Raw genomic sequence first — 20,877 nt, forward strand, 5'->3', positions numbered from 1 at the left:
GGCACCGACCGCCGTGCCCGCGGGGGCCTTCCGGCGCGGCTCAGCCCTGCTCCGGCGGCGCGGCCGGCCGCTCCGGAAAGGCGGCGTCGGCACGGAGCCCGGCCTCCCGGAGGCGGAGCAGCTCCTCGAACTCCCGGATGCGGCCCGCCTGGTACGCGGGGACGTCCTCGGACACGTAGTCGTAGAAGCCGGCGCCGTCCTGGAGGCCCCGGCGCCGGGCCGTCATGTTCTCCTCGACCACCGCGGGCGCGCGGAACCGGTCGCCCAGTTCGGCGGCGAGGTAGCGCGACGCGTAGTACAAGGTGTCCCCGCCGCCCCAGTCGATGAATTCGAGCGGGCCCAGCACGGAGAAGCGGGGGCCGAGCCCGGCGCGTACCGCCTGATCGATGTCGGCAGCGCTCGCGACGCCCTCCTCGACCATCCGCGCGGCCTCGTTCATCACGAGGGCCTGGAGCCGGGGGACGATGTACCCGGCCGTCGGCCCGCAGACGACCGGGACCTTGCCGATGTCCCGCAGCAGCGCGGTCAGCCGGGTCACCTGGCCGGGGTCGGTGCGGTCGCTGCGGCTGACCTCGACCAGCGGCATGAGGTCGGCGGGGTTGAGCCAGTGGGCGTTCACCACACGGCTGCCGTCGCCGACCAGTTCGGCGAGGTCCGTGACGAGGAACGTCGAGGTGGTGGAGGCGATGACCGCCGTACCCGGCGCGGCGGCGGCCACCCACGCCAGCACGGACCGCTTGACCTCCAGGACCTCGGGGACCGCCTCGAAGATCACATCCGCCGCGGCGAGCGGGGCCGCGGCCGCCGCGCGGCCGCACACGGTGAGCCGTGGCGCCCGCCCGGGCACGGGGGCGGGACGCGCACCCAGCCGTTCCAGGACCTTGCGCTCGGCCGCTCGCCGGTAGCCGACCCGGTCCTCGTCCGTCTCCTTGACGTCCGCCAGGGTCACGTCCCGCCCCGCGGCCAGGAAGGCGAGCGCGATGCCCTGCCCCATACGGCCCGCGCCGACGATCACCACGCGGAGGTGCTCCGTGTCCGTCACCGTGAAAACCCTTCCTGCAACAGCTCGGTGAGTGCGGGACGCGTCAGACCGGCGAGCCCCGACGACTCCAAGGTGCGGCCCCGGGCGTACAGATCGGTACCGGTGACGGCCGAGGCGATGCTCAGCAGGCCCTGTGCGACCGGCGTCGGGCACCCCGCCCACCTCCCCACGGACACCAGGAACGACAGTCCGAGGCGGGTGTCCTCCTGGAGGTAGCGGTGGTGGAGCAGATCGATCGGCTCCCGCCAGTCGCCGCTGTCGGTGAGCCTGCCGTGGGCCGTGCGCCCGTACATCCACTCCTCGCCCGCCGTCGCGTAGTGGTCGGCGAGCGGGAAGTGCGGGGCGCCGTACCCCAATGCCTCGCGCACCGCGATGCGTTCGGCGTCGAGGGCGTCGGTCACCCGCCGGACCGACGGCTGGGTGCCTTCGGCATGGATGTCCCAGGAGCCACCGTGCTCCAGGGGGCCGGCGTTCATGAGGATCAGCGGCGGATGGATCACCGGCCCCGCGTTCATGAGCGCACCGCTCAGGGCGTCCTCGACCGGTTCGACCGACGGATACGCCGCGCGCAGCACCCGGAACGCGGCGTCGGCCGACCGGGCGGGGAAGACGCCGGTGGGCAGCCGGGTGGCGTACGCGCTGACCGCCACCTCGTCCGGACCACGGGTGCGGGCGAGATAGGGCAGCGTGCCACTCTCGGCGAACGCGACCTCCGCGCGGTTCCCCGCATCGGCCAGGGCCCTGGCGAACAGCACCGTGCCGAACGTGCCGGGCGGCAGCAGCACCACCTGTCCGTCACCGAGCAGCGGCGCCAGACGGGGCGCCAGGTCCGCGTGCGCGGTGGCCGGCAGCGGGACGACCACGAGCCGGGCGCCGCGCACCGCCTCCGCCAGGTCCGCCACGGGCCGGACCGCCCCGGCCCGTGGCACGGCGCCGACCGGGATCCGCCGCAGGCCCCGGTGGTCCCGGAGCCCGAGGGCGCCGCGCTCGCCCAGGGCGGCCAGGGCCGGGGTGTTCCGTCGCCACCAGCGCACGGTGTGGCCGCCGTCCGCGAGCGCGGCGGCCGCGGCGAAGGCGCCGTGCCCGCCGCCGAGAATGGTGAGGTCCATGGGGTGCCGTTCCCTTCGGTGGGGCGGACCGTGCTCAGCCGACCGCGCCGTCCGGGACCGTGTCCAGCGGTTCCCGGGCGGCCAACCGCTCCTGACGGGCCATGCTGTGGCGGAAGGGCGCACAGCCGAGCCACAGCAGGACGATGCTGAGGACGCCGGCGATGCCGTACACGAGCGACAGCGACGTACCGATACGTGTCTCGGAGCCGAGGACCTTGTCGGTGACCAGGGCGACCAGCGTGGTGCCGCCGCCCACGGCGCTCAGGCTCAACACCATCAGGAACAGCGCCGACACCTGGGCGCGCACCTGGTTCGGGCTGAGCACCTGCATGGCGGCGGTCGACGCGGGCATCGCGAACGAGCCGAAGAACATGGTGACCGCGAGCAGCGCCAGCGACAGCCACACCGGCCTGACGTGCGGGAAGAGGACGACCGGGAGCAGCATGCCGACGGCTCCGACCACCCCGGCGCGCATCGCCCCGTCCGGGTGACCGCGGTGGGTGAGCCGGTCGACGAGCCAGCCGCCGAAGAGGACCCCCGCGCCGTTGGCCACCAGCACGACGGCGCCCAGCGCGTACCCCACCCGGGTCGGGTCCATCCCGAACGTACGGATGTAGAAGGCCGGTGCCCACGACATGAGGCCGAGGAGCACCATTCCGTAGAGGGAGAAGCCCACGACGTGGTAGGAGAACGTCTTCGTATGGCTGCGGAGGAAGGCGAACGCCTCGCGCAGCGCCACCTTCCGCACGGCCCCCGAGGCGTCCCGGGCCAGTCCGTGCCGGGCCGGGTCGCGTACCGTCAGCAGGAACAGCAGCGCCAGCAGCAGCCCGGGCAGACCGAGGACGAAGAAGGTCAGCTGCCAGGCGTGGACGTCACCGACCAGCGGCAGGGAGAGCGTGTCGACGTCCTTGACCAGGCCGATGACGTATCCGCCGATGAAGAAGGCGGCGCTGCCCCCGAGGAACGAGCCGAGCGCGTAGACGCCGAGGGCGCGGCCCAGCCGCTCCTTGGGGAACATGTCGCTGAACATCGAGTAGGCGGCGGGCGTCAGCGCCGCCTCCCCGACGCCCACGCCCACCCGGGCGAGGAACATCTGCGCAAAGCTCCTGCTGAGGCCGGAGAGCGTGGTGGCCAGGCTCCACAGGGCGATACCGACGGAGATGATCACGGGGCGGGAGCGGCGGTCCGCCAGCGTGGCGATGGGCAGTCCCATCACCGCGTACAGGATGGAGAAGGCGAGCCCGCTGAGCAGGCTGAACTGGGTGTCCGTCAGGCTGAGATCGCGCTTTATGGGCTCGATCATCAGGGACAGTGCCTGGCGGTCGACGAACGACAGCACGTACGCGGCCGTACATATGGCCACGACATAGCTCCGGTACCGCGTGGAGCCGGGGTTCTCAGGGGTCAGTTGCTCGGTCATGAACGGCGCCTCATCGGGGGACGGTGGTGCCCGGAACGCGGTGGAGCCTGGAAGGAGCGAAGGCCCATACCGTAACCGTGCTCCCACGGCCCGGCCAGGTCGGGAATCCCGGTGCCGCAGCGGGGACTTCCCGCACCGGAACCAGGGAATCTGCGTCGTCCGCGGAGCCGTGTCCGCCAGATATCAATGGCCGGGAACCAATCATTTGTGTCGCATTGGATCGCTCGGTGGGTGATGCACCGCCCGCTCCGTCCCACCCCCACGTCCGATTTCCGCCGGTCCGGGCCCGGGGCGCGGCGCACACTGGAACACGTGAGGGATGACGAGACCAGGTACGAAGCGGTGTCGAGCCGGGACGCGCGGTTCGACGGGGAGTTCTTCTTCGCCGTGACGACGACCGGCATCTACTGCCGGCCGAGCTGTCCCGCGGTCACCCCGAAACGCGCCAACGTCCGGTTCTTCCCGTCGGCCGCCGCCGCGCAGGCGGGCGGTTTCCGGGCCTGCCGCCGCTGCCGCCCGGACGCCGTACCGGGCTCCGCCGAGTGGAACGTCCGGGCCGACCTGGTCGGCCGGGCCGTGCGCTTCATCGGCGACGGCGTCGTCGACCGCGAGGGCGTCGCCGGGCTCGCCCGCCGCCTCGGCTACAGCACCCGCCAGGTGCAGCGGCAGCTCACCGCCGAGCTGGGCGCGGGCCCGGTGGCGCTGGCCCGGGCGCGCCGCGCGCACACCGCGCGGGTGCTGCTCCAGACCACCGAGCTGCCCGTCACGGAGCTGGCGTTCGCCGCCGGATTCGCCTCCATCCGGCAGTTCAACGACACGATGCGGGAGATCTACGCCGCCACCCCGCGCGAGCTGCGCGCCGCCGCGCCGCCCGGCCCGGCCCGCTCCGGCACCCGGCGCGCGGCGGACGGCCCCGCGCCCCACGGCATACCGCTGCGCCTGGCCCACCGCGGCCCGTACGCCGCCACCGCGCTCTTCGACTTCCTCGCGGCCGAAGCCGTGCCCGGGATCGAGGAGACGGTCGGCCCGCGCGGCCGCCGCACCTACCGGCGCACCCTGCGGCTCAGCTACGGCACCGCCATCGCCGAGGTCGACGAGGCCACCGGCGGCGCGGCCCGGCGGCGGCCGCGCGCGGGGGAGCGGGCCCCGGACGGCGGCGGCTGGCTGGAGTGCCGGCTGCGGCTGACCGACCCGCGTGATCTGGCCACCGCCGTCGAGCGGCTGCGGCGCCTCTTCGACCTGGACGCCGACCCGTACGCCGTCACCGAGCGGCTCGGCGGCGATCCGCTGCTGGGCCCGCTCGTCGCCGCCTGCCCGGGGCTGCGGTCACCGGGCGCGGCCGACCCCGAGGAACTGGCCGTACGGACCGTGCTCGGCGGGCCCCCGGAGCGCGCCGCGGAGCTGGTCGCCGCCCACGGCAAGCCGCTGGACGCCGCCGACGGCGGCCTCACCCATGTGTTCCCGGCCCCCGGCGCCCTCCTCTCCGCCGAGGTCCCGGCCCCGGTACGGGCGCTGTGCGCGGCGCTCGCCGACACCACCCTCGACCTCGGGGCGGGCGCCGACCGCGCCGCGGCCGCACACGTCCTGCGGACGCTGCCGGGTGTCGGTCCCCGGGCCGTCGGCCACGTCCGGATGCGGGCCCTGGGCGACCCCGACGCGGGCCCGGACGGCGCGCCCGAGGCATGGCGGCCGTGGCGCGCCTACGCCCTGCACCACCTGTGGAACGCGGGGCTGGTCCCGCCCGGCGAGTTCGCCCTGCCCGCGCCCGCCACCCGGTGACCGCCGGGACCACGCCTCACCCCGCGAGCACCGCCCCGGCCCACGCCCCCACCACCAGCAGACAGGCGAACAGCTCCACCAGCACGCTCAGCCCGACGGCCCGCATCGCCGTACGGGTGGCGGCCCAGGCGTCGCCGTGGCTGCCCAGCCGGACCCGTTCCAGCAGATAGTGCGCGCCGAGGGCACAGAGCGGGGCACCGATCACGGGGATCACGAAGAACCCGACGATCCCGGCGGCGCCGGAGAGGAACAGCACGCGGTACGGGGTCCCCACGGCCCGCAGGCTGCGCGTCGGCAGCAGGAACTTCACCGCCTGCTGGATCAGGAGCAGCGCGGTGGCGGCGATCAGCACCGTCCACGCCAGTGACGTCTGCTCCGTCATCGCCCACCACAGCACCCCCGCCCAGACGATGGGCGTCCCGGGGACGCCGGGCACCAGCACCCCGAACAGTCCGAGCAGCAGCACCAGCCCGACGGCGCACAGCTGCCACCCGCTCATGAAGCGCCCCCACCGGGCCGTTCCACCGTCCCCGCCACGGCGGTGCCCCGTTCCGGCACGCTGCGCACGCTCATGGCCCAAGCCTGCCGGACGTGACCCGAACGCGCTCCCCGGACCGGTCCCACCGGGACGCCCGGCCCCCGCTCCCGTGGTACGCGCCCGCCGGGCCCGCTCCGCCACTCGGCCGGGGTGGCCCGAGGACCGGGTGGGCCGTCCGGCGGAACGTCCGGGCGAACACATCTTCGCGCCCTGTTTCCCCGCCGCCGGCGCGTGGACAATACGGCGCATGAACCAGCAGGGCGCACCATGCCGCGGACCGGAGGACGACTGGTGGCGGCAGCTTTACGGCGACATCCGTCCGGACCGGGACCCTCCGGGCCACGGCCCCGGCACCCCGGTCCCGGCCCTCCCCGCACCCACCGACACCGGCCCGTCCGGAGCCACCGACACCCTGGACGAACGTGTCGCATCGGCGCTCCGGGCGCTGAACGCGCCACCGGGGGTGTCGCCGGATGCGCCGAGCGCGCACAGTGCGCCGAGTGGGCCGAGTGTCCTGAGCGGGCAGGGCGTCCCGGGGGGCCTGAGCGGGCAGGGCGTCCCGGGTGCCTTGAGCGGCCATGGCGTTCCGGGGGCCCTGGGCGGCCAGGGCGTACCGAGTACCCCGGTTGCCCCGGCCGGTCCCGCGGGGCCGACGGTGCCGGGCCCGGCTGTGGGGGCCCCGGATGCCGCGACGGTGTCCCCGGGTTCCTCGTCTTCCTCCGTTCCCCCCGCTTCCTCCGTGACGTCTCAGGATGCGCCCGTCCCGCCGCCCGAGCCCTCCACGGCGGGCCCGGAGCTGCCCGCCGCGACGGGGGACTCGGCCGCCACGGTTCCGCCGCCCTCCGCCCCGGTGTCCCCGGACGGGGCGCCTCCGCTCCCGGCCGGGCCGGTGGCCGATGCGCCCCGCCCCGCCCCGCTGCCGACCGTCGGGCTGCTCCCGCCCGGGCTGCTGCCGCCGGAGGAGCTGCCGGTCGGCCTGTCCGCCGCCGACGCACCGCCATGGCCGTTCCGCTCCGGGACGCTGCCGCCCGGACTGCTGCCCCCGGAAGAACTGCCCTCCGCCCGCCGCGACATGGGCGTACGCACGCCACCCGCACCCCGGCCGCTCCCCGACGAGCGGCCACCGACGGCTGAACCCGAGGCCCCGGCACAACCGCCACCTGCTGTTTCGGAGCCTTCGGCGCCGACGGGTCCGGAGCCGACGGGTCCGGAGCCCGCGCCCCGAGTCGAGGCGCTCCCCGACGCCGAGGAGGCGTCGAGGAGCGGGGAGGCACCGGACGCCGAGGACGGTCCGGCGTCCGGGAGCGGGCCGGAGGCGGAGCCTTCCGCCGAAGCTACGGCGGACGCGGAGCCGTCGCCGTCCGACGAGACGCCGACGGCGGACGCGGAGGCCGCGCCGTCCTACGAGGCCCCGAAGCCGGAAGCGGAGTCCGCACCGTCCGACGGGGCCCCGAAGCCGGACGCAAAGCCCGCACCGTCCAACGAGGCCCCCAAGCCGGACGCAGAAGCGCCGCCCACCGCCGGCTCGCCGGAGCCCACCTCCGTAGCCCCGGAGCCCGCCGACGCCCCGGGCGACCCGGCCGGACGGACGGCCGAGCCCGAGCGTCCCGACCCCCTCGAAACCGCCCCGGAGCCCCGGCCCGAACCGGACAGGGAGGCTGCTCCCGCCCTCGCACCCGAACCGGCCGCCGAAGCCGCACAGCCCCCGGAAGCCGCCCCGCCACCCGAAGCCCCACCGGCCACCGTCCCCGCCACGGCAGCCGAAAGCGCCCCGGAACCCCTGGACGTCCCGGAACCCCCACCGGCCCCAGGCACTCCGACCACCCCGCCCCCCGTCTTCATCGGCGACCGTCCGCCCACCTACGCCGCCGAGCCCGTGGCGTTGCCCGTGGCCGATCCCGCGGCGATGGGGGAGTTGGTGCCCGACACCGTGCTGGACGGGGCGCAGTACGGCTCGCTCACCTTGCGGGCCGTGTCGCAGCGGGGGGACTCGGCGCGTTACCGGGGTGCGCCGCGCCGGGACGCGCTGCTGCTGGCGCGGTTCGGGAGCGGCGCGCAGACCCTGATCCTGGCGGCCGTCGCGTCCGGGCCCGCCGTCGGGGACCCGCGGGCGGCGCACGACGTCTGTGCCTGGATCGGCGGGGCGGTGGGGCGCAGTTGCACCCGATTGGCGGAGGACCTGCGTACGGACCACCGCAGCGCCCTGCGTTCGGGGCTCCAGCGGCTCGCCGACCGTGGCTACGGCAAGCTGCGGGAGCGGGGGGGGGGGGGGGGGGGGGGGGGGGGGGGGGGGGGGGGGGGCGGGGGGGGGGGGGGGGGGGGGGGGGGGGGTGGGGGGGGGGGGGGGGTGGGTTTGCCCACGCCCCCCCCCCCCCCCCCCCCCCCCCCCCCCCCCCCCCCCCCCCACCCCCCCCCCCGCCCCCCCCCCCCCCCCCCCCCCCCCCCCCCCCCCCCCCCGGTGCGCTGTCTGCTGCTGCCCGCCGACCCGGCGTGCCGTACGCGGGTCTTCTTCGGCGTCGGCGAGGGCGGTTTCCTGCGGCTCCGCGACGGGGTCTGGGAAGACCTCGAACCGTCGGCCACCGGCCCGGAGGCGGACGGCTCCCCGGGCCCCGCGCCGTTCCTCTTCACGACCGTCACCGGGCACCGCGGTGACGCCCTGCTGCTGTGCAGTGCCGGACTCGCCGAACCCCTCGCCGACGAACCCGCGCTCGCCGACCGTCTCGCCGCCGACTTCTCCGGCCCGCGGCCGCCCGGCCTGACCTCCTTCCTCGCCTCCGCCCAGGTCCGGGTCAAGGGCCATGCCCGCGACCGCACGGCCGTCGGGGTGTGGGACACGTAGCGGGGGGCCAGGCGGGCCGCCCCGCTGCCGCCCGCCCGGGTGGCAGCGGAGGCGGAGCCCGGCGCCTCATGGGTTCATGGGAGGGACGGCTCACCGACGGCGGCGAAGGAGCGAGCGGGACATGGCGAAGCAGACCGTGGCCGAGCAATTCGTGGACATCCTGGCGCGGGCCGGGGTGCAACGGCTGTACGGCGTCGTCGGTGACAGTCTCAACCCCGTCGTCGACGCGATCCGCCGCTCGCGGGCGGTCGACTGGGTCCAGGTGCGGCACGAGGAGACCGCCGCGTTCGCCGCGGGCGCCGAGGCGCAGCTCACCGGCAAGCTCACCGCCTGCGCCGGGTCCTGCGGCCCCGGCAACCTCCACCTCATCAACGGGCTCTTCGACGCCCACCGCTCGATGGCCCCGGTCCTCGCGCTCGCCTCGCACATCCCCTCCAGCGAGATCGGCACCGGCTACTTCCAGGAGACCCACCCGGACCGGCTGTTCGCCGAGTGCAGCCACTACAGCGAGATGATCTCCAGCCGGCGGCAGATGCCGCGGGTCCTGCAGACCGCCATCCAGCACGCCGTCGGCCGCAGCGGCGTCTCCGTCGTCTCGCTGCCCGGCGACATCGCGGCCGAGGCGGCACCCGACCGCGCCATCGAACACGCGCTGGTCACCGCCCGTCCGTCGGTCCGCCCCGGCGACGCCGAGATCGACCGGCTCGCCGAACTCGTCGACGCGGCAGGCAAGATCACCCTCTTCTGCGGCAGCGGCACCGCGGGCGCCCACGCCGAGGTGATGGAGTTCGCCGAACGCGTCAAGGCGCCCGTCGGCCACGCCCTGCGCGGCAAGGAGTGGATCCAGTACGACAACCCGTACGACGTCGGCATGAGCGGACTGCTCGGCTACGGCGCCGCGTACGAGGCGACCCACGAGTGCGATCTGCTGATCCTCCTCGGCACCGACTTCCCGTACAACGCGTTCCTCCCCGACGACGTGAAGATCGTCCAGATCGACGTCCGGCCCGAACACCTCGGCCGCCGCTCGCAGCTGGCCCTCGGCGTCTGGGGCGACGTCCGTGAGACGTTGCGCTGTCTGACGCCCAAGGTGCAGATCAAGTCACAGCGCGCCTTCCTCGACCGGATGCTGAAGAAGCACGCCGACGCGCTGGAGGGCGTGGTCAGCGCGTACACCCGCAAAGTCGAGAAGCACATCCCGATCCACCCGGAGTACGTCGCCTCCGTACTCGACGACGAGGCCGACGACGATGCGGTGTTCACCGTCGACACCGGTATGTGCAACGTCTGGGCCGCCCGCTATCTGACGCCCAACGGCCGCCGCCGGGTGATCGGATCGTTCACCCACGGCTCGATGGCGAACGCGCTGCCGCAGGCGATCGGCGCGCAGTTCATCGACCCGGGACGGCAGGTCGTGTCGATGTCCGGCGACGGCGGTTTCACGATGCTGATGGGCGACTTCCTCACGCTCGTCCAGTACGACCTGCCGGTCAAGGTGGTGCTGTTCAACAACTCCTCGCTCGGCATGGTCGAGCTGGAGATGCTGGTCGCGGGCCTGCCGTCGTACGGGACCACCAACCGCAACCCGGACTTCGCCGCGGTCGCCCGGGCGGCGGGGGCGCACGGGATCCGGGTGGAGAAGCCCAAACAGCTGCGGGGCGCGCTGCGCGAGGCGTTCGCGCACAAGGGGCCCGCACTGGTCGACGTCGTCACCGACCCCAACGCGCTCTCCATCCCGCCGAAGGTCAGCGCCGAGATGGTGTCCGGGTTCGCGCTCTCCGCCGGGAAGATCGTGCTGGACGGCGGCGTCGGACGGATGCTTCAGATGGCGCGGTCCAACCTGCGCAACATTCCCCGTATGTGACGAGACGTCATGCAAGAGGTGAACGGAGAATGTCCGGATCGCGGCGTTCCGCGTGCGGCCCGGACGCTCGGTGGGGTGGACCTGTGAAAGTCGAAGCATGTCGCCTTTCCCCGTGGGCATGCATCTCCGTGAGGCTGTTCGAGAGAGCCGGTGGGACGTCTGGGGGGCGGGGGAGAGATGCGTCAGCCTGTGCGACGCGAGGACGGCGAGCGACACGGCGCGGCGGCCGAGGGGGGCCGGGGCACCGCGGTGGTCGCCCGCGCACCACGAGTGCTGGAACGAAGAATCCGCCCCGCCGATCTGGAGGCGGTCGCGGAAGTGCGGCACGCGTTACAGGAGTTGCTGCACCGCTGGGACGGCCCGGCGTCCGCCGGGCTCTGCGACACGGCGGCGCTGCTCGTCAGCGAGCTGGTCACCAACGCCCTGGTGCACACCACCGGCGGCGCACTGCTCACCGCCACCGTCACCGACCGCCTCCGGGTCGAGGTGCGGGACTGCGCCTCCGCCCGCCCCGAGCCGCGCCCGCCGACAGGCGACGGCACCTCCGGCCGGGGCCTGATCCTCGTCCGCTCCCTGGCCGACGCCTGGGGCGTACGGCCGCACGGCCTCGGCAAGAGCGTCTGGTTCGAGCTGGGCGGCGGACCGGCCTGAGACGCGCCCACGGGGCGGGCGCCCCGGCGCGGTCCGCCGGGTCCGTCAGCCGAACTGCCGCTCGATCTCGGCGAGTTTCTCCTCCAGGGAGTCCAGCCGCGGCAGCGTCTGGGTGTCGTCCTCCGCCGTCAGATCGACGGTCTGCGAAGGCGCCCCGGCGGCCCGGGCGGCATCGGCCTCGGCGCCGCTGACGGCCTTCAGCGCCGGGCGGGGCTGCGAGGGCAGGTCGCCCGCGGGCGACTGCGCCGCCGCGCCGACGGGCTGCGGCGCACCGGCCGCGGTGGGCTCCGGCGGTGCACCGGCCGGGCTCCCGGACGGCTCCACCGGCAGCTGCCGCGCCGCCCGGCGCAGGCCCCAGCTCCGGTGCTGCCGGTTGAGCGCCCGGATCCGGGCCCGGTCGATCCGCCCCTGGTCGCGGCGGCGGATCCGGCGCAGGTTCTTCTCCCGGCGGTCCTCGCGGACCTCCTCCACCGCCTCGTCCAGCGAGCGCACGCCCTCCAGCAGCATCAGCGACCAGGCGGCGAACGTCTCCCGCGGTGCCCGCAGCCACCGCACCACCCGGATCTGCGGCAGCGGCCGGGGCACCAGACCCTGCTCGCGCAGGGCCGCGCGGCGGGTCTGCTTCAGCGCCCGGTCGAAGAGGACGGCCGCCGACAGCGACATCCCGGCGAAGAACTGCGGTGCGCCCGCGTGGTCCAGGCCCCGCGGCGCGTGCACCCAGTTGAACCAGGCGGCGGCCCCGGCGAACGTCCACACCAGCATCCGCGAGCCGAGCGCCGCGTCACCGTGGCTGGCCTCGCGCACGGCGAGCACGGAGCAGAACATCGCCGCGCCGTCGAGGCCGAACGGGACGAGGTACTCCCAGCCGCCGGAGAGGTTGAGGTTCTGCTTGCCGAAGCCGACCAGACCGTGGAAGGACAGCGCCGCGGCCACCGCCGCGCAGCAGAACAGCAGCAGGTAGGAGGCCATGGCGTACACGGTCTCCTTGCGGCGGCGGCGCTCCTCGCTGCGCTCCCAGGAGTCCTCGCCGGCCGACGGTCGCTTCGCCGCCCGCCTGCTGAACAGCAGCACACCCCCGGCGGTCAGCACCCCGGCGAGCAGCAGCACCCCCGGAACCAGCCAGTCCAGTGCCGTGTCGGTCATTCTCATTCGGGGATCCTTCGGGTAGTGGTACGCGTTTTCGCGCGCCACCTTGACGGAAGTCGCCGCCCGCGCCCCGGGATTCGGGACAAGTGAACGCCAAGGGGTGCAAGGAGCCCCGCCCCTGTCGGCGTGTCCGTCGAACGTACGTGGCGGCGTGCCAGGTTGCGTTCGATATCGACGCGGTGGAGTCAGCGACGCCAGAGGAGTTCCGGGCGGTACGGCGTGCAGGGGGCCAGGCGCAGGGCGGGCGCGGGCCGGACCATGTCGTCCTGGGAGAGGCAGCGGTCGCCGGAGCCGATCCGGCCCCGGCCGTCGGTCCACCACCTCTGGCCCGAAGGCCCGTCGCACGGCGCGAGGCCCGGTGCGGCGGCGGCCGTCAGACAGAGCCCTCCGGTCGCCGGCCGCAGCCGCCCGCCGGGGCCGAACGTCCACGACTGGGCCGGGGAGCCGTCGCACGGCCGGGTGCGGGCGGCCGGGGCGGCGCCCGCGTCCAGGCAGCGTTCCACGGCGCCGCGCCGGTCCGTGCCGCCGATGCCCGACATGATCTCGCCGCCCCGCGGCGCCCGGTGCGTCCGCGGGTACTCCCGCAGCAGCCACCCCCGGTACAGACCCGTCGGATGCGGCTGGGGGCAGCGGAGCGGGACGCAGGTGACGCCGCGCAGATAGGCGTCGAACCCGTCCGTCTTCCGGACCGCCTGCTCCGGCGTCAGGTTGGGGGGCAGGGTGCTCAGCGGGTAGCCGAGGTACCCGCGGACGTCGGGGCGGCCTTGGACGGCGAAGGCGGCCCGCCGGAAGTAGCGGGCGGCGACGGCGTGGTCGCTGTGGTCGGCGAGCGGGTCGGCGGGGGCGCCGAAGCGCGTGGCGTCGAAGTCCAGCGTCCGGAAACTGTCCGTGTCCCCCGTCGAGGCCAGCACGGCCAGGGCGTCGACGAGGGAGCTGTCGGTGTAGGCGCGGGTGCCGTCGGTCGAGTGCAGGACGCGCTGTTCGCCGCGGAAGAGCTTCAGCAGGCTCTGCCGGTGGTGCGCGGCGCTGCCCTCGCCGTACGGGAAGCCGTCCGGCAGGCCGAAGAACGTCAGCCGGACCTCGGGCCGTCCGGCCAGCGTGAACGACGGGAGGTGCGCCGCCCGCACCGGGAGGTCGTCGCGCCGCCAGACGTTCGGGGCACCGGCCAGCTGCGCGTAGGCGGCGCGGACGCCGTGCTCGCGGTCGAGGACGTAGCCGCTGAGCGGCGCCGCGTGGCCCGCGTCGCCGGTGGTCAGATAGACGGTGTGCACCGGGCACCGGGCGGACAGCAGCTGCTGGAGCTGCGGGGTGACGAAGAGCAGGTCGTCGTCCTCGTGGGCGACGCCCACCAGCGTCCGCCGGCAGGGCGCGGCCCGGTCGCCGCCCCGGGCCTGCGCCGCATCGCCGGTGGCGGCGGGGCCGGTGGGCGTCAGCAGGGCGGCCAGCGTCAGGGCGAGAAGCAGCAGGAGCGCCGTCACCGTGAGCGGGCCGGGGCGCGGGCGCCGCCCGGCCGTGCGGGGTCCGTCACCCATGCGCCCTCCCGGTGTACCTGGGCGGCCGTCGCCGCGGGGCGGGCCGCGCACTGAGCGTCCCGCCACGGCCGCGGACGGAAACCGGCGCGCCGCGGCGTTCACCCGGCCGGCCGCACCGGGGGCCAGGGCTGCCGGGTCCCGCGGGTGAGGTGGTCGACGTGGTAGTAGCGCGCGACGCACGGCGCCGACCAGCGCGGAGTGCCGTGCGCATCGAACGGCTCCGTCATCCGGGCGATGACGAGCGGGGTGTACGCCACCGTCCGCGCCCCGGTGGCCGCCGCGGCGCGCAGCGAGCGGTCCTGCCGCTCCCACGCCTGCGCCCGGGCCCGCATCGCGGTGTCGAGGTGCACCAGGCCGGCCAGGAGCGCGGCGCAGACCACCGCACACACCGCCGCGGCGGCCAGCGCCGGCGGGCCGGTCCGCCGCACCCGCCGCCGTACCGCGCGGCCCAGCAGCACGCCCGCGCCGACCAGCAGCACCAGGTAGAGGAAGACGAAGTCGTTCCAGATACGGGTCGAGGACGTCACATGGCCGCCGAAGACCGGATACGCCAGCAGCGTGCACAGATAGCCGGAGAGCAGGAAGACCACGACACCGGCGGTGGCCAACGCGGCGGCGCCGCGCGGCGGGCGGGGCGGGCCGTCGCCGGTGCGCCGGGTGAGCAGGGCGAGCAGCACACCGACGGCGACGGCGGCGAGATAGGGCCAGTTCGTCAGCAGCATGCCGAGGATGCGGCCGAAGCCCTCCAGGGAGCCGAGCAGCGAATCGGGGGCGAACAGCTGCGAGGTGGCCGCGTCGTGCCGCTCGCGGCGGATCCGCAGCCCCGGGGAGGTGTAGAGCAGCACCCCGCCGATCAGGCACCCCGCCAGGCCCGCCGCACACCAGCGCCGCAGGAACGGCCGCATCCGCTCCCCGGCGATCCGCCCGGCCAGCAGCCAGGCGGCGGCCAGCACCAGGACGGCGACGACGGTGGTCTCCTCCGACAACGTCGCCATCAGGGCGCCCGCGACGAGCACGGTGCCCAGGGCCGCCCGCCGCCCGGTGCGCGTCCGGGCCCGCAGCAGCGGCAGCGCCGCCGCGCAGGCCAGCACCGGCGGCAGGGTGTGTGACACCGACGCGGCGGGCCAGAAGAACGTCTTGTACGTGTTCCGGGAGGCGAAGAGGAAGAGCGCGAGGGTGACGGCGGCGACGAGCGGTGCGGTCCCGGCGGGCGCCGTGACGGCGGCCCGGCGCAGCGCCGCCGCCATCACGACCCACAGGATTCCCAGCATCAGGACGCCGCTGAGCAGCGGGAACCACTGGTGGCCCGCCACGTCGAACTTCGCGTACGCGCCGACCAGCAGGGCGTTGACGACGCGCCCGTTGTCCTTGGTGTAGAAGGTGTCGACCAGCGCGGAGATGCCGCCGTCGCGGACCACCGGCAGGAAGCACCACTCGTCGCCGCTCGGCCGCACCCGGCGGCCCGACCACGACGCGACGGCGAGGAGCGTCAGCGGCGCCAGGGTGAGCAGCGCCACCCAGCGGCCACCGGGCCGGGCGGCGGGCTCCGGTGCGCCGGGCGCCCGCACCGGCTGCGGCGCCGGGCCCGGTTCGCGGGGGACGGTGGTGCCGGTGGCGCGGTCGGCCATGGCGGTACTGCCTTTCGACGTCGCCGCCCGCGCGGGCGGCCGGTCCGTGAGGTGGTCAGCCCGCTTCGGGCCGGTCGGCCGGACGCCCGAGCGGCGCGGCCGTCCGGCGCGGAGGGGCGGACGCCGCGCCGCCGGAGGTGATGGCCCACCGGGCGAGCAGGAAGGTGACGGGGGTGACGAGGACCCCGGCGGCGAGCGCGGCGAGGTTCCGGTCCATCCCGAACCGGCTGACCGCGACGTAGAGCAGCGCACCGGACGCCACCAGGTTGAAGACGCTCGACAGCGGATAGCGCGCAAGCCCCCGCCAGGTGGGCCGGGTGTGGCAGGTGAACCGCGCGTTGAGCAGGAACGACCCGACCGTGCTGACCGCGTAGCCCAGGACGTGCGCGGCGAGGTAGGGGATGGTGCGGTTGAGCGCGGCGTAGACGGCGAGGTAGACGGCGGTGTTGGCGAAGCCGATCAGGACGAACACCGCGAACTGCCGCGGGAGCCGCGGCAGCTGCAACGCCGGGCGCGGTGCGGGCTCCGGCCCGATCGCCGCCGTCGCCGGTACGGTCACGGGCGCCGGATCGGCCGCCGGAGCGGCGTCGGTCTCCCGGACGACATACGGCGGCCGGCGTTTCGCCTCGTGGTAAATGCGGCCCACGTATTCGCCGATGACGCCGAGCGTGACGAGCTGAATTCCGCTCAGCGCCACGATGGCGGTCAGCAGCGTCGCATAGCCCGGTACGTTCGCACCGTTCAGCGCGACATTGGCGACGACCCACAGGGCGTAGGCGAGCGCCGAGAGGAAGACCCAGAGTCCGCCGTAGATGGCGAGGCGCAGCGGGCGGTTGTTGAACGAGAGAAGGCCGTCGATACCGTAATTCAGCAGTCTTCTGCTGCCCCATTTCGAACAGCCGGCGGCGCGTTCGGCATTGCGGTACCGGAAGGTGACCGTCTCGAATCCGATCCAGGAGAAGATGCCTTTCGAGAACCGGTTGTTCTCCGGCAGCGACAGCACGCTGTCCACCGCGCGCCGCGACAGCAGCCGGAAATCCCCGGCGCCGTCCACGAGTTCCACGTCCATGAAGCGGCGCACCAGCGCGTAGTAGGTGCGGCTGAGCGCGGTGCGCGCCAGGCCGTCACCGGCGCGGTCCCGCCGCGGGACGACCTGGTCGTAGCCGTGCCGCTGGAGGGCGACCATCCGCGGGATCAGCTCCGGCGGGTGCTGGAGGTCGGCGTCCATCAGCACCACCGCCCGGCCGCGGGACATGCGCAGCCCCGCGAGCATGGCGGCCTCCTTGCCGAAGTTGCGGCTGAAGAAGGTGTAGCGCACGCGGGGATCGGCCGCGGCGAGGGCGCGCAGCAGCGCTCCGGTGCCGTCGGCGCTCCCGTCGTCGACGTAGCAGATCTCGAAGGGCTCCCCGGTGCCGCCGAGGGTGGCGACGAGCGCCGAATGGAATTTCTCGATGACGTCGGCCTCGTTGAAGCACGGCACCACAACCGAGATCTGAAGAGTGGTCACCTTGCTCTCCTCGCATCGGAACGGATGATTTCCGTACCGGATCGGGCCGTGTGCCGCGGCGGAACGGGCGGGTGCCGGAGCCCGGTACGCCGTTCCGGAATTCGGGTGATGGCCCCGGCATTCCTCTGCACGGCACGGGCGGCCCGGCTCCCCTTCACACCCCACGGCCGCATCTCATCACAGAACGCGCGCCACGCATTCGCCACACGCCACCGGGTTCCGGACTGACCCGATCGGCCCAATCCCCGTCTTTTCCCGGCGAGGACGGGAAAAGACGGGGCGAACGCTTTACGCGGTAGGAACGCCTATCCCTACGCGGGGAGTTGACTGCAGCCGCTTCACCTCCATCACTCCGGAGGCATCTCCCGGCGTCCCGTCAACCACGACAGGATCAGCCGGAGTTCGGCGGTGGTGGTGTCGCGTTCGGTGGCGTCGGCGGTGAGATGGGCGGCGTCGATCAGGTGGCGGATCCAGCGGGCGGCGGACGGCGCGGGCAGCGGCAGGGCCCGCCCGGGGCGCTCCGCCAGGCGTTCCAGCAGGGTCGTCAACGCCTCCTGGAGCTGCGCGTCGAGGGCGGCGAGCAGCCGGGCGAACTCCGGGTCGCGGTTGGCCTGGAGGAGGGCGGCGGAGGCGAGGCCGGGCGCCAGCGGGTCGGTGAGTTCGTCGATGAGATGACCGGTGAGCAGGTCGAGCCCGGTATCCGCATCGGGCGCGGCCAGCGCTTCGGCGCAGCGCCGGGCCGTCCGCGGCAGATCGTCGGCGAAGACCGCGTGGAACAGCTCCCGTTTGGTGGCGAAGTAGTGGAAGAGGGTGCCGGAGCCGATACCGGCCCGGCGGCAGACCGCCGCGGTGCTGGTGCCGTCGACGCCATGGGCGGCGAACTCGGCGGCCGCCGCCTCGACGATCGCGGCGCGGCGGCGGGCATGGACTTCGGGGTTCACGGTACGCACCCCTGAATAATAGAGTGGCTGCTCTGTTAATGTGCCCGGGTGTCCTCAGAGACTGCTCCCCTCGCCCCGACCGTCCGGCGGCCGTGGTGGCGCCGTGCCGCGCCGGTCACCGGCCTGCTCCTGCTGTCGCCGTACTGCGCCGAATATCTGATCGGCTATCAGGGCGTGCTCACCGGCCCCGTCGATCTGCTGGTCGCCGTGGCGTTCGTGCTGCCGCTCTACGGTGCGCCCGCGGTGCTCATCCGCGACCTCACCCGGCGCACCGGCCGCGGCTGGCCGACGCTGCTGCTGCTCGCCACGGCGGCGGGGCTGATCCAGGCGGGCTGGATCGACCAATCGCTCTTCAACCACCGGGACTTCGCCGACGGCCCGCTCCCCACCCTGCTGCCCGGACTCGACGTCGACGCCGCCCAGCTGCTGACCTTCCTCGTCGGCCATGTGGTCTGGAGCTTCGGCGCGCCCGTCGCCGTGATCGAGTCCTGCGTACCGGGCCGCGCCGGACGCCCCTGGCTGGGCCGGAAGGGGACGGCGGTGCTCGCCGTGGTCTATCTGGCCGGTGCGGTCTTCTTCACCTACCAGCTGGTCGTCCTGCCGGACTTCCACGCGCGGCCCGGGCAACTCGTCGCCGTCGGGGTGGCGGTGGCGGCGGCCGTCGGCGCCGCCTTCGCGCTGCCGCGGCGGACCGCACGGGCGACCGGCACCGTCCCGCCGCCGTGGTGCGCGGGGGTCGTGGCGCTGGTGCTGCTCACCGCGTTCGTCACCCTCGTCGACCAGTGGGCCTGGCGCGGGGTGGCCGTCGCGCTCGCCGCGCTGACGGTCCTCGGGGCGCTGCTCGCGTACGGGGCGCAGCGGCCGGGGTGGGGCCGCGGCCACCGGCTGGCCGTCGCCGCCGCCGCGCTGCTGCTCTACGCCGCCCTCGCCTTCGCCGTGAACCCGGAGCACACCCCGCAGCCGGTGCTGTACGCCTCGCGCGGCGCCGCCCTGCTGGGCGTGGTGGCGCTACTGGCCGTCGCGGCGCGCCGCACCGTACGGGCCCGGCCGGTGGGCTGAACCGGGCTCAGCCGGTGGCGGTCAGCCGGGCGATGCGGTCGGCGTCGCAGGTGCGGGGGCAGGTGACACAGGTGTCCTCGGGGCGCAGCGTGTAGAACATGCAGCAACTGGCGCGGTCCCGGGTCGGCAGCGCCGCACCGTCCGGACCGGTCAGCTCGCGGAACGCGGCGGAGCCGACGTACGGAGCGGTGCCGCCGGGCAGCAGCCGCTCCAGCTCGGCGACGGCGCGCCGCTCCTCGCCCAGCAGATGCCCGAGGTACCACAGCCCCTCGACGATCTCGTCGGACACCATGCCCCACAGGGCGCGCGGCCCGCGCCGCATCCGGCCGCGGAAGCCGTCGAGCACCGGCCCCAGATGCCCGGCCACCGCCTCGCGCACCGCGGCGCGCAGCGCCTCCTCGTCGGGGACCACCCGCGCCCCGGGCAGCTCCGCCGCCGGGTCCCCGGGAAGACAGGCGAACGAGGTGACCCGTACCGCCATCCGGCCCTCGTCCCGCCGGAAGGCGACATCGGCGGCGGGCAGCGACGGCACCCGGCGGTGCAGGAACCACGGCACGGTGATCAGCAGACAGGCGGGCCAGGCGTAGCGGTGCAGGGCGAAGGAGGCCACGACGTCGGGCCGGCCGCGGGTGCCGTAATCCCGCTGGATCTGCGCATCGTCCCAGGTGAGGAAGGTTTCCAGGGCTTCGCCGCCGGCCGCCAGGGCCGCGGCGGTCACCCAGCCGTCGCCCTCCGGCAGGGCCGCGTCCGCCTCGGTGACCCGCAGCGCGGGGAAGACCTCGGTCAGCCGTGCATAGGCGCCGGAGAGGGGTGAGGTGCGGGCGGACGTGGCGAGGGCAGAGGGCATGCGGAGACCACCGAATCGCGATCGTTAGCAGGTAAGGCTTACCTTAACGGAAGCGTACCCGTGGGGCGCGAGCTGGGAACCTTCGCCCGTGGCGCCTAAAGTGCGGGGGATGTCAGGAGACGCCCCCATGGAACAGGCCACAGCGGACCACGGACCGGCGGCCCGTCCCCGGGTGCCCGCCCAGGCCGGTCCGGTCGCGGACCGGAGCGGACCCACGGCGGAGCGGACCGCTCCCGGCGCGGACGGAGAGGAGCGCGCCGCCCCCGGGGCGGCCGCCGCCGGGCCCCGGCCCGGGACCGTGCCGCCCGTCGTCCGGCCGCGCCGCCACTCCGTGCGCGCGCAGATCCTCGCGGCGCTGCGGCAGTCGCTGCTCGCCGGGGAGCTGACGCAGGGGGAGGTGTACTCCGCGCCCGCGCTCGCCGGGCGGTACGGCGTCTCGGCGACCCCGGTGCGGGAGGCGATGCAGCAGCTCGCGGGCGAGGGCGCCGTCGAGGTGGTGCCCAACCGCGGCTTCCGGGTCGCCGAGCACAGCGTCCGCGACCTCGCCGAGGTGGCGGAGGTCCGGGCGATGCTGGAGGTCCCGGTGGTGGTCCGGCTGGCGGGCGCGGTGCTCGGCCCGGAGCGCTGGGAGGGGCTGCGGGCCCTGGCCGCCGACGGGGTCGCTGCCGCGGCGTGCGGGGACCGCCCCGGGTACGCCGAGGCGGACCGGGCCTTCCACCACGCCCTGATGTCCCTCACCGGCAACCGCCGGCTCGCCGCGGTCGTCGACGACCTGCTGCGCCGGGCCCGCCGCCCGGCCGGCGGCCCCCGCCCGCGCCCGGCGGACCTCCAGGCGGACGCCGCGCAGCACCTGACGCTGGTGGACGCGCTGGCCGCCGGTGAGGCGGACCGCGCCGAACGCCTCGCCCGCGACCATCTCTCCCTCGCCCGCCACCGGTTCTGAGCCGCCCGGCCGGTGATCCGGCCGGGCCGCCC

General features: G+C 75.1%; 15 protein-coding genes and 1 pseudogene. 6 read left to right on the forward strand and 10 right to left on the reverse strand.

Going from position 1 to position 20,877, the window contains the following annotated elements; all coding sequences use genetic code 11:
• Window positions 1-40: 40 nt before the first annotated feature.
• Genes ACZ4U4_RS06130 through ACZ4U4_RS06140 form a run of 3 tightly spaced genes read right to left on the reverse strand, consistent with a single transcriptional unit; the run spans window position 41 to window position 3,571 of the window.
• Entirely contained in the window at window positions 41-1,042 is a 1,002-nt protein-coding gene (locus ACZ4U4_RS06130) for a 3-hydroxyacyl-CoA dehydrogenase NAD-binding domain-containing protein (protein ID WP_467869424.1), read from the reverse strand.
• Entirely contained in the window at window positions 1,039-2,151 is a 1,113-nt protein-coding gene (locus ACZ4U4_RS06135; RefSeq protein ID WP_467869426.1) for an NAD/NADP-dependent octopine/nopaline dehydrogenase family protein, read from the reverse strand. The genes ACZ4U4_RS06130 and ACZ4U4_RS06135 overlap by 4 nt, the downstream gene beginning before the upstream one ends.
• Window positions 2,152-2,185: 34 nt before the next feature.
• Window positions 2,186-3,571, reverse strand: coding sequence for an MFS transporter (locus ACZ4U4_RS06140; RefSeq protein WP_467869428.1), 1,386 nt, complete (start codon window positions 3,569-3,571; stop codon window positions 2,186-2,188).
• Between the two features lie 312 nt (window positions 3,572-3,883).
• Here ACZ4U4_RS06140 and ACZ4U4_RS06145 point away from each other — a divergent pair, with 312 nt between their 5' ends.
• The gene (locus ACZ4U4_RS06145) at window positions 3,884-5,350 is read left to right on the forward strand and encodes an AlkA N-terminal domain-containing protein (protein ID WP_467869430.1); all 1,467 of its coding nucleotides are present in this window, start codon (window positions 3,884-3,886) and stop codon (window positions 5,348-5,350) included.
• A 16-nt stretch (window positions 5,351-5,366) separates the two neighbouring features.
• Here ACZ4U4_RS06145 and ACZ4U4_RS06150 read toward each other — a convergent pair whose 3' ends face one another.
• Window positions 5,367-5,849 carry a DUF456 domain-containing protein gene (locus ACZ4U4_RS06150; protein ID WP_467869432.1) on the reverse strand — a complete coding sequence of 161 codons (483 nt, stop codon included), beginning with the start codon at window positions 5,847-5,849 and terminating at the stop codon, window positions 5,367-5,369.
• 2,497 nt (window positions 5,850-8,346) lie between these two features.
• Here ACZ4U4_RS06150 and ACZ4U4_RS06155 point away from each other — a divergent pair.
• From ACZ4U4_RS06155 to ACZ4U4_RS06165, 3 genes and pseudogenes are all read left to right on the forward strand, one after another.
• Window positions 8,347-8,727 (forward strand): annotated as a pseudogene (locus ACZ4U4_RS06155) (PP2C family serine/threonine-protein phosphatase); the annotation flags it as partial.
• A 121-nt stretch (window positions 8,728-8,848) separates the two neighbouring features.
• A complete protein-coding gene (locus tag ACZ4U4_RS06160; RefSeq protein ID WP_467869434.1) occupies window positions 8,849-10,591 on the forward strand; it encodes a pyruvate dehydrogenase in 1,743 nt (580 codons plus the stop codon).
• 177 nt (window positions 10,592-10,768) lie between these two features.
• Window positions 10,769-11,242 (forward strand): ATP-binding protein, encoded by a 474-nt coding sequence (locus ACZ4U4_RS06165; protein WP_467869436.1) that lies wholly within the window; start codon window positions 10,769-10,771, stop codon window positions 11,240-11,242.
• A 45-nt stretch (window positions 11,243-11,287) separates the two neighbouring features.
• On the opposite strand, the gene ACZ4U4_RS06170 is transcribed toward ACZ4U4_RS06165, so the two are convergent.
• The 5 genes from ACZ4U4_RS06170 to ACZ4U4_RS06190 form a co-directional block, all read right to left on the reverse strand.
• Window positions 11,288-12,391 (reverse strand): DUF2637 domain-containing protein, encoded by a 1,104-nt coding sequence (locus tag ACZ4U4_RS06170; protein ID WP_467869438.1) that lies wholly within the window; start codon window positions 12,389-12,391, stop codon window positions 11,288-11,290.
• A gap of 182 nt (window positions 12,392-12,573) precedes the next feature.
• Window positions 12,574-13,920, reverse strand: a complete 1,347-nt coding sequence (locus ACZ4U4_RS06175) for a ricin-type beta-trefoil lectin domain protein (protein ID WP_467869440.1) — start codon at window positions 13,918-13,920, stop codon at window positions 12,574-12,576.
• Window positions 13,921-14,018: 98 nt separating this feature from the next.
• A complete protein-coding gene (locus ACZ4U4_RS06180) occupies window positions 14,019-15,548 on the reverse strand; it encodes a DUF6056 family protein (protein ID WP_467869442.1) in 1,530 nt (509 codons plus the stop codon).
• 55 nt (window positions 15,549-15,603) lie between these two features.
• Window positions 15,604-17,055 carry a glycosyltransferase gene (locus ACZ4U4_RS06185; protein ID WP_467869444.1) on the reverse strand — a complete coding sequence of 484 codons (1,452 nt, stop codon included), beginning with the start codon at window positions 17,053-17,055 and terminating at the stop codon, window positions 15,604-15,606.
• Window positions 17,056-17,402: 347 nt separating this feature from the next.
• Complete coding sequence (locus ACZ4U4_RS06190) at window positions 17,403-18,005, reverse strand: TetR/AcrR family transcriptional regulator (RefSeq protein WP_467869446.1); 603 nt, start codon at window positions 18,003-18,005, stop codon at window positions 17,403-17,405.
• A 39-nt stretch (window positions 18,006-18,044) separates the two neighbouring features.
• On the opposite strand from ACZ4U4_RS06190, the gene ACZ4U4_RS06195 reads away from it, so the two are divergent.
• Window positions 18,045-19,055: a hypothetical protein gene (locus tag ACZ4U4_RS06195; RefSeq protein ID WP_467869448.1), complete on the forward strand. Its 1,011-nt coding sequence runs from the start codon at window positions 18,045-18,047 to the stop codon at window positions 19,053-19,055.
• Window positions 19,056-19,062: 7 nt separating this feature from the next.
• Here the strand turns inward: ACZ4U4_RS06195 and ACZ4U4_RS06200 are convergent, their stop codons facing one another.
• The gene (locus tag ACZ4U4_RS06200; protein WP_467869450.1) at window positions 19,063-19,902 is read right to left on the reverse strand and encodes a (2Fe-2S)-binding protein; all 840 of its coding nucleotides are present in this window, start codon (window positions 19,900-19,902) and stop codon (window positions 19,063-19,065) included.
• A gap of 127 nt (window positions 19,903-20,029) precedes the next feature.
• Between ACZ4U4_RS06200 and ACZ4U4_RS06205 the strand changes: the two genes are divergently transcribed.
• On the forward strand, window positions 20,030-20,845 hold the full coding sequence (locus ACZ4U4_RS06205) for a GntR family transcriptional regulator (protein WP_467869452.1): 816 nt from the start codon (window positions 20,030-20,032) through the stop codon (window positions 20,843-20,845).
• Window positions 20,846-20,877: the final 32 nt, after the last annotated feature.

The organism is Streptomyces sp. NPDC029159 (genome assembly GCF_055564055.1).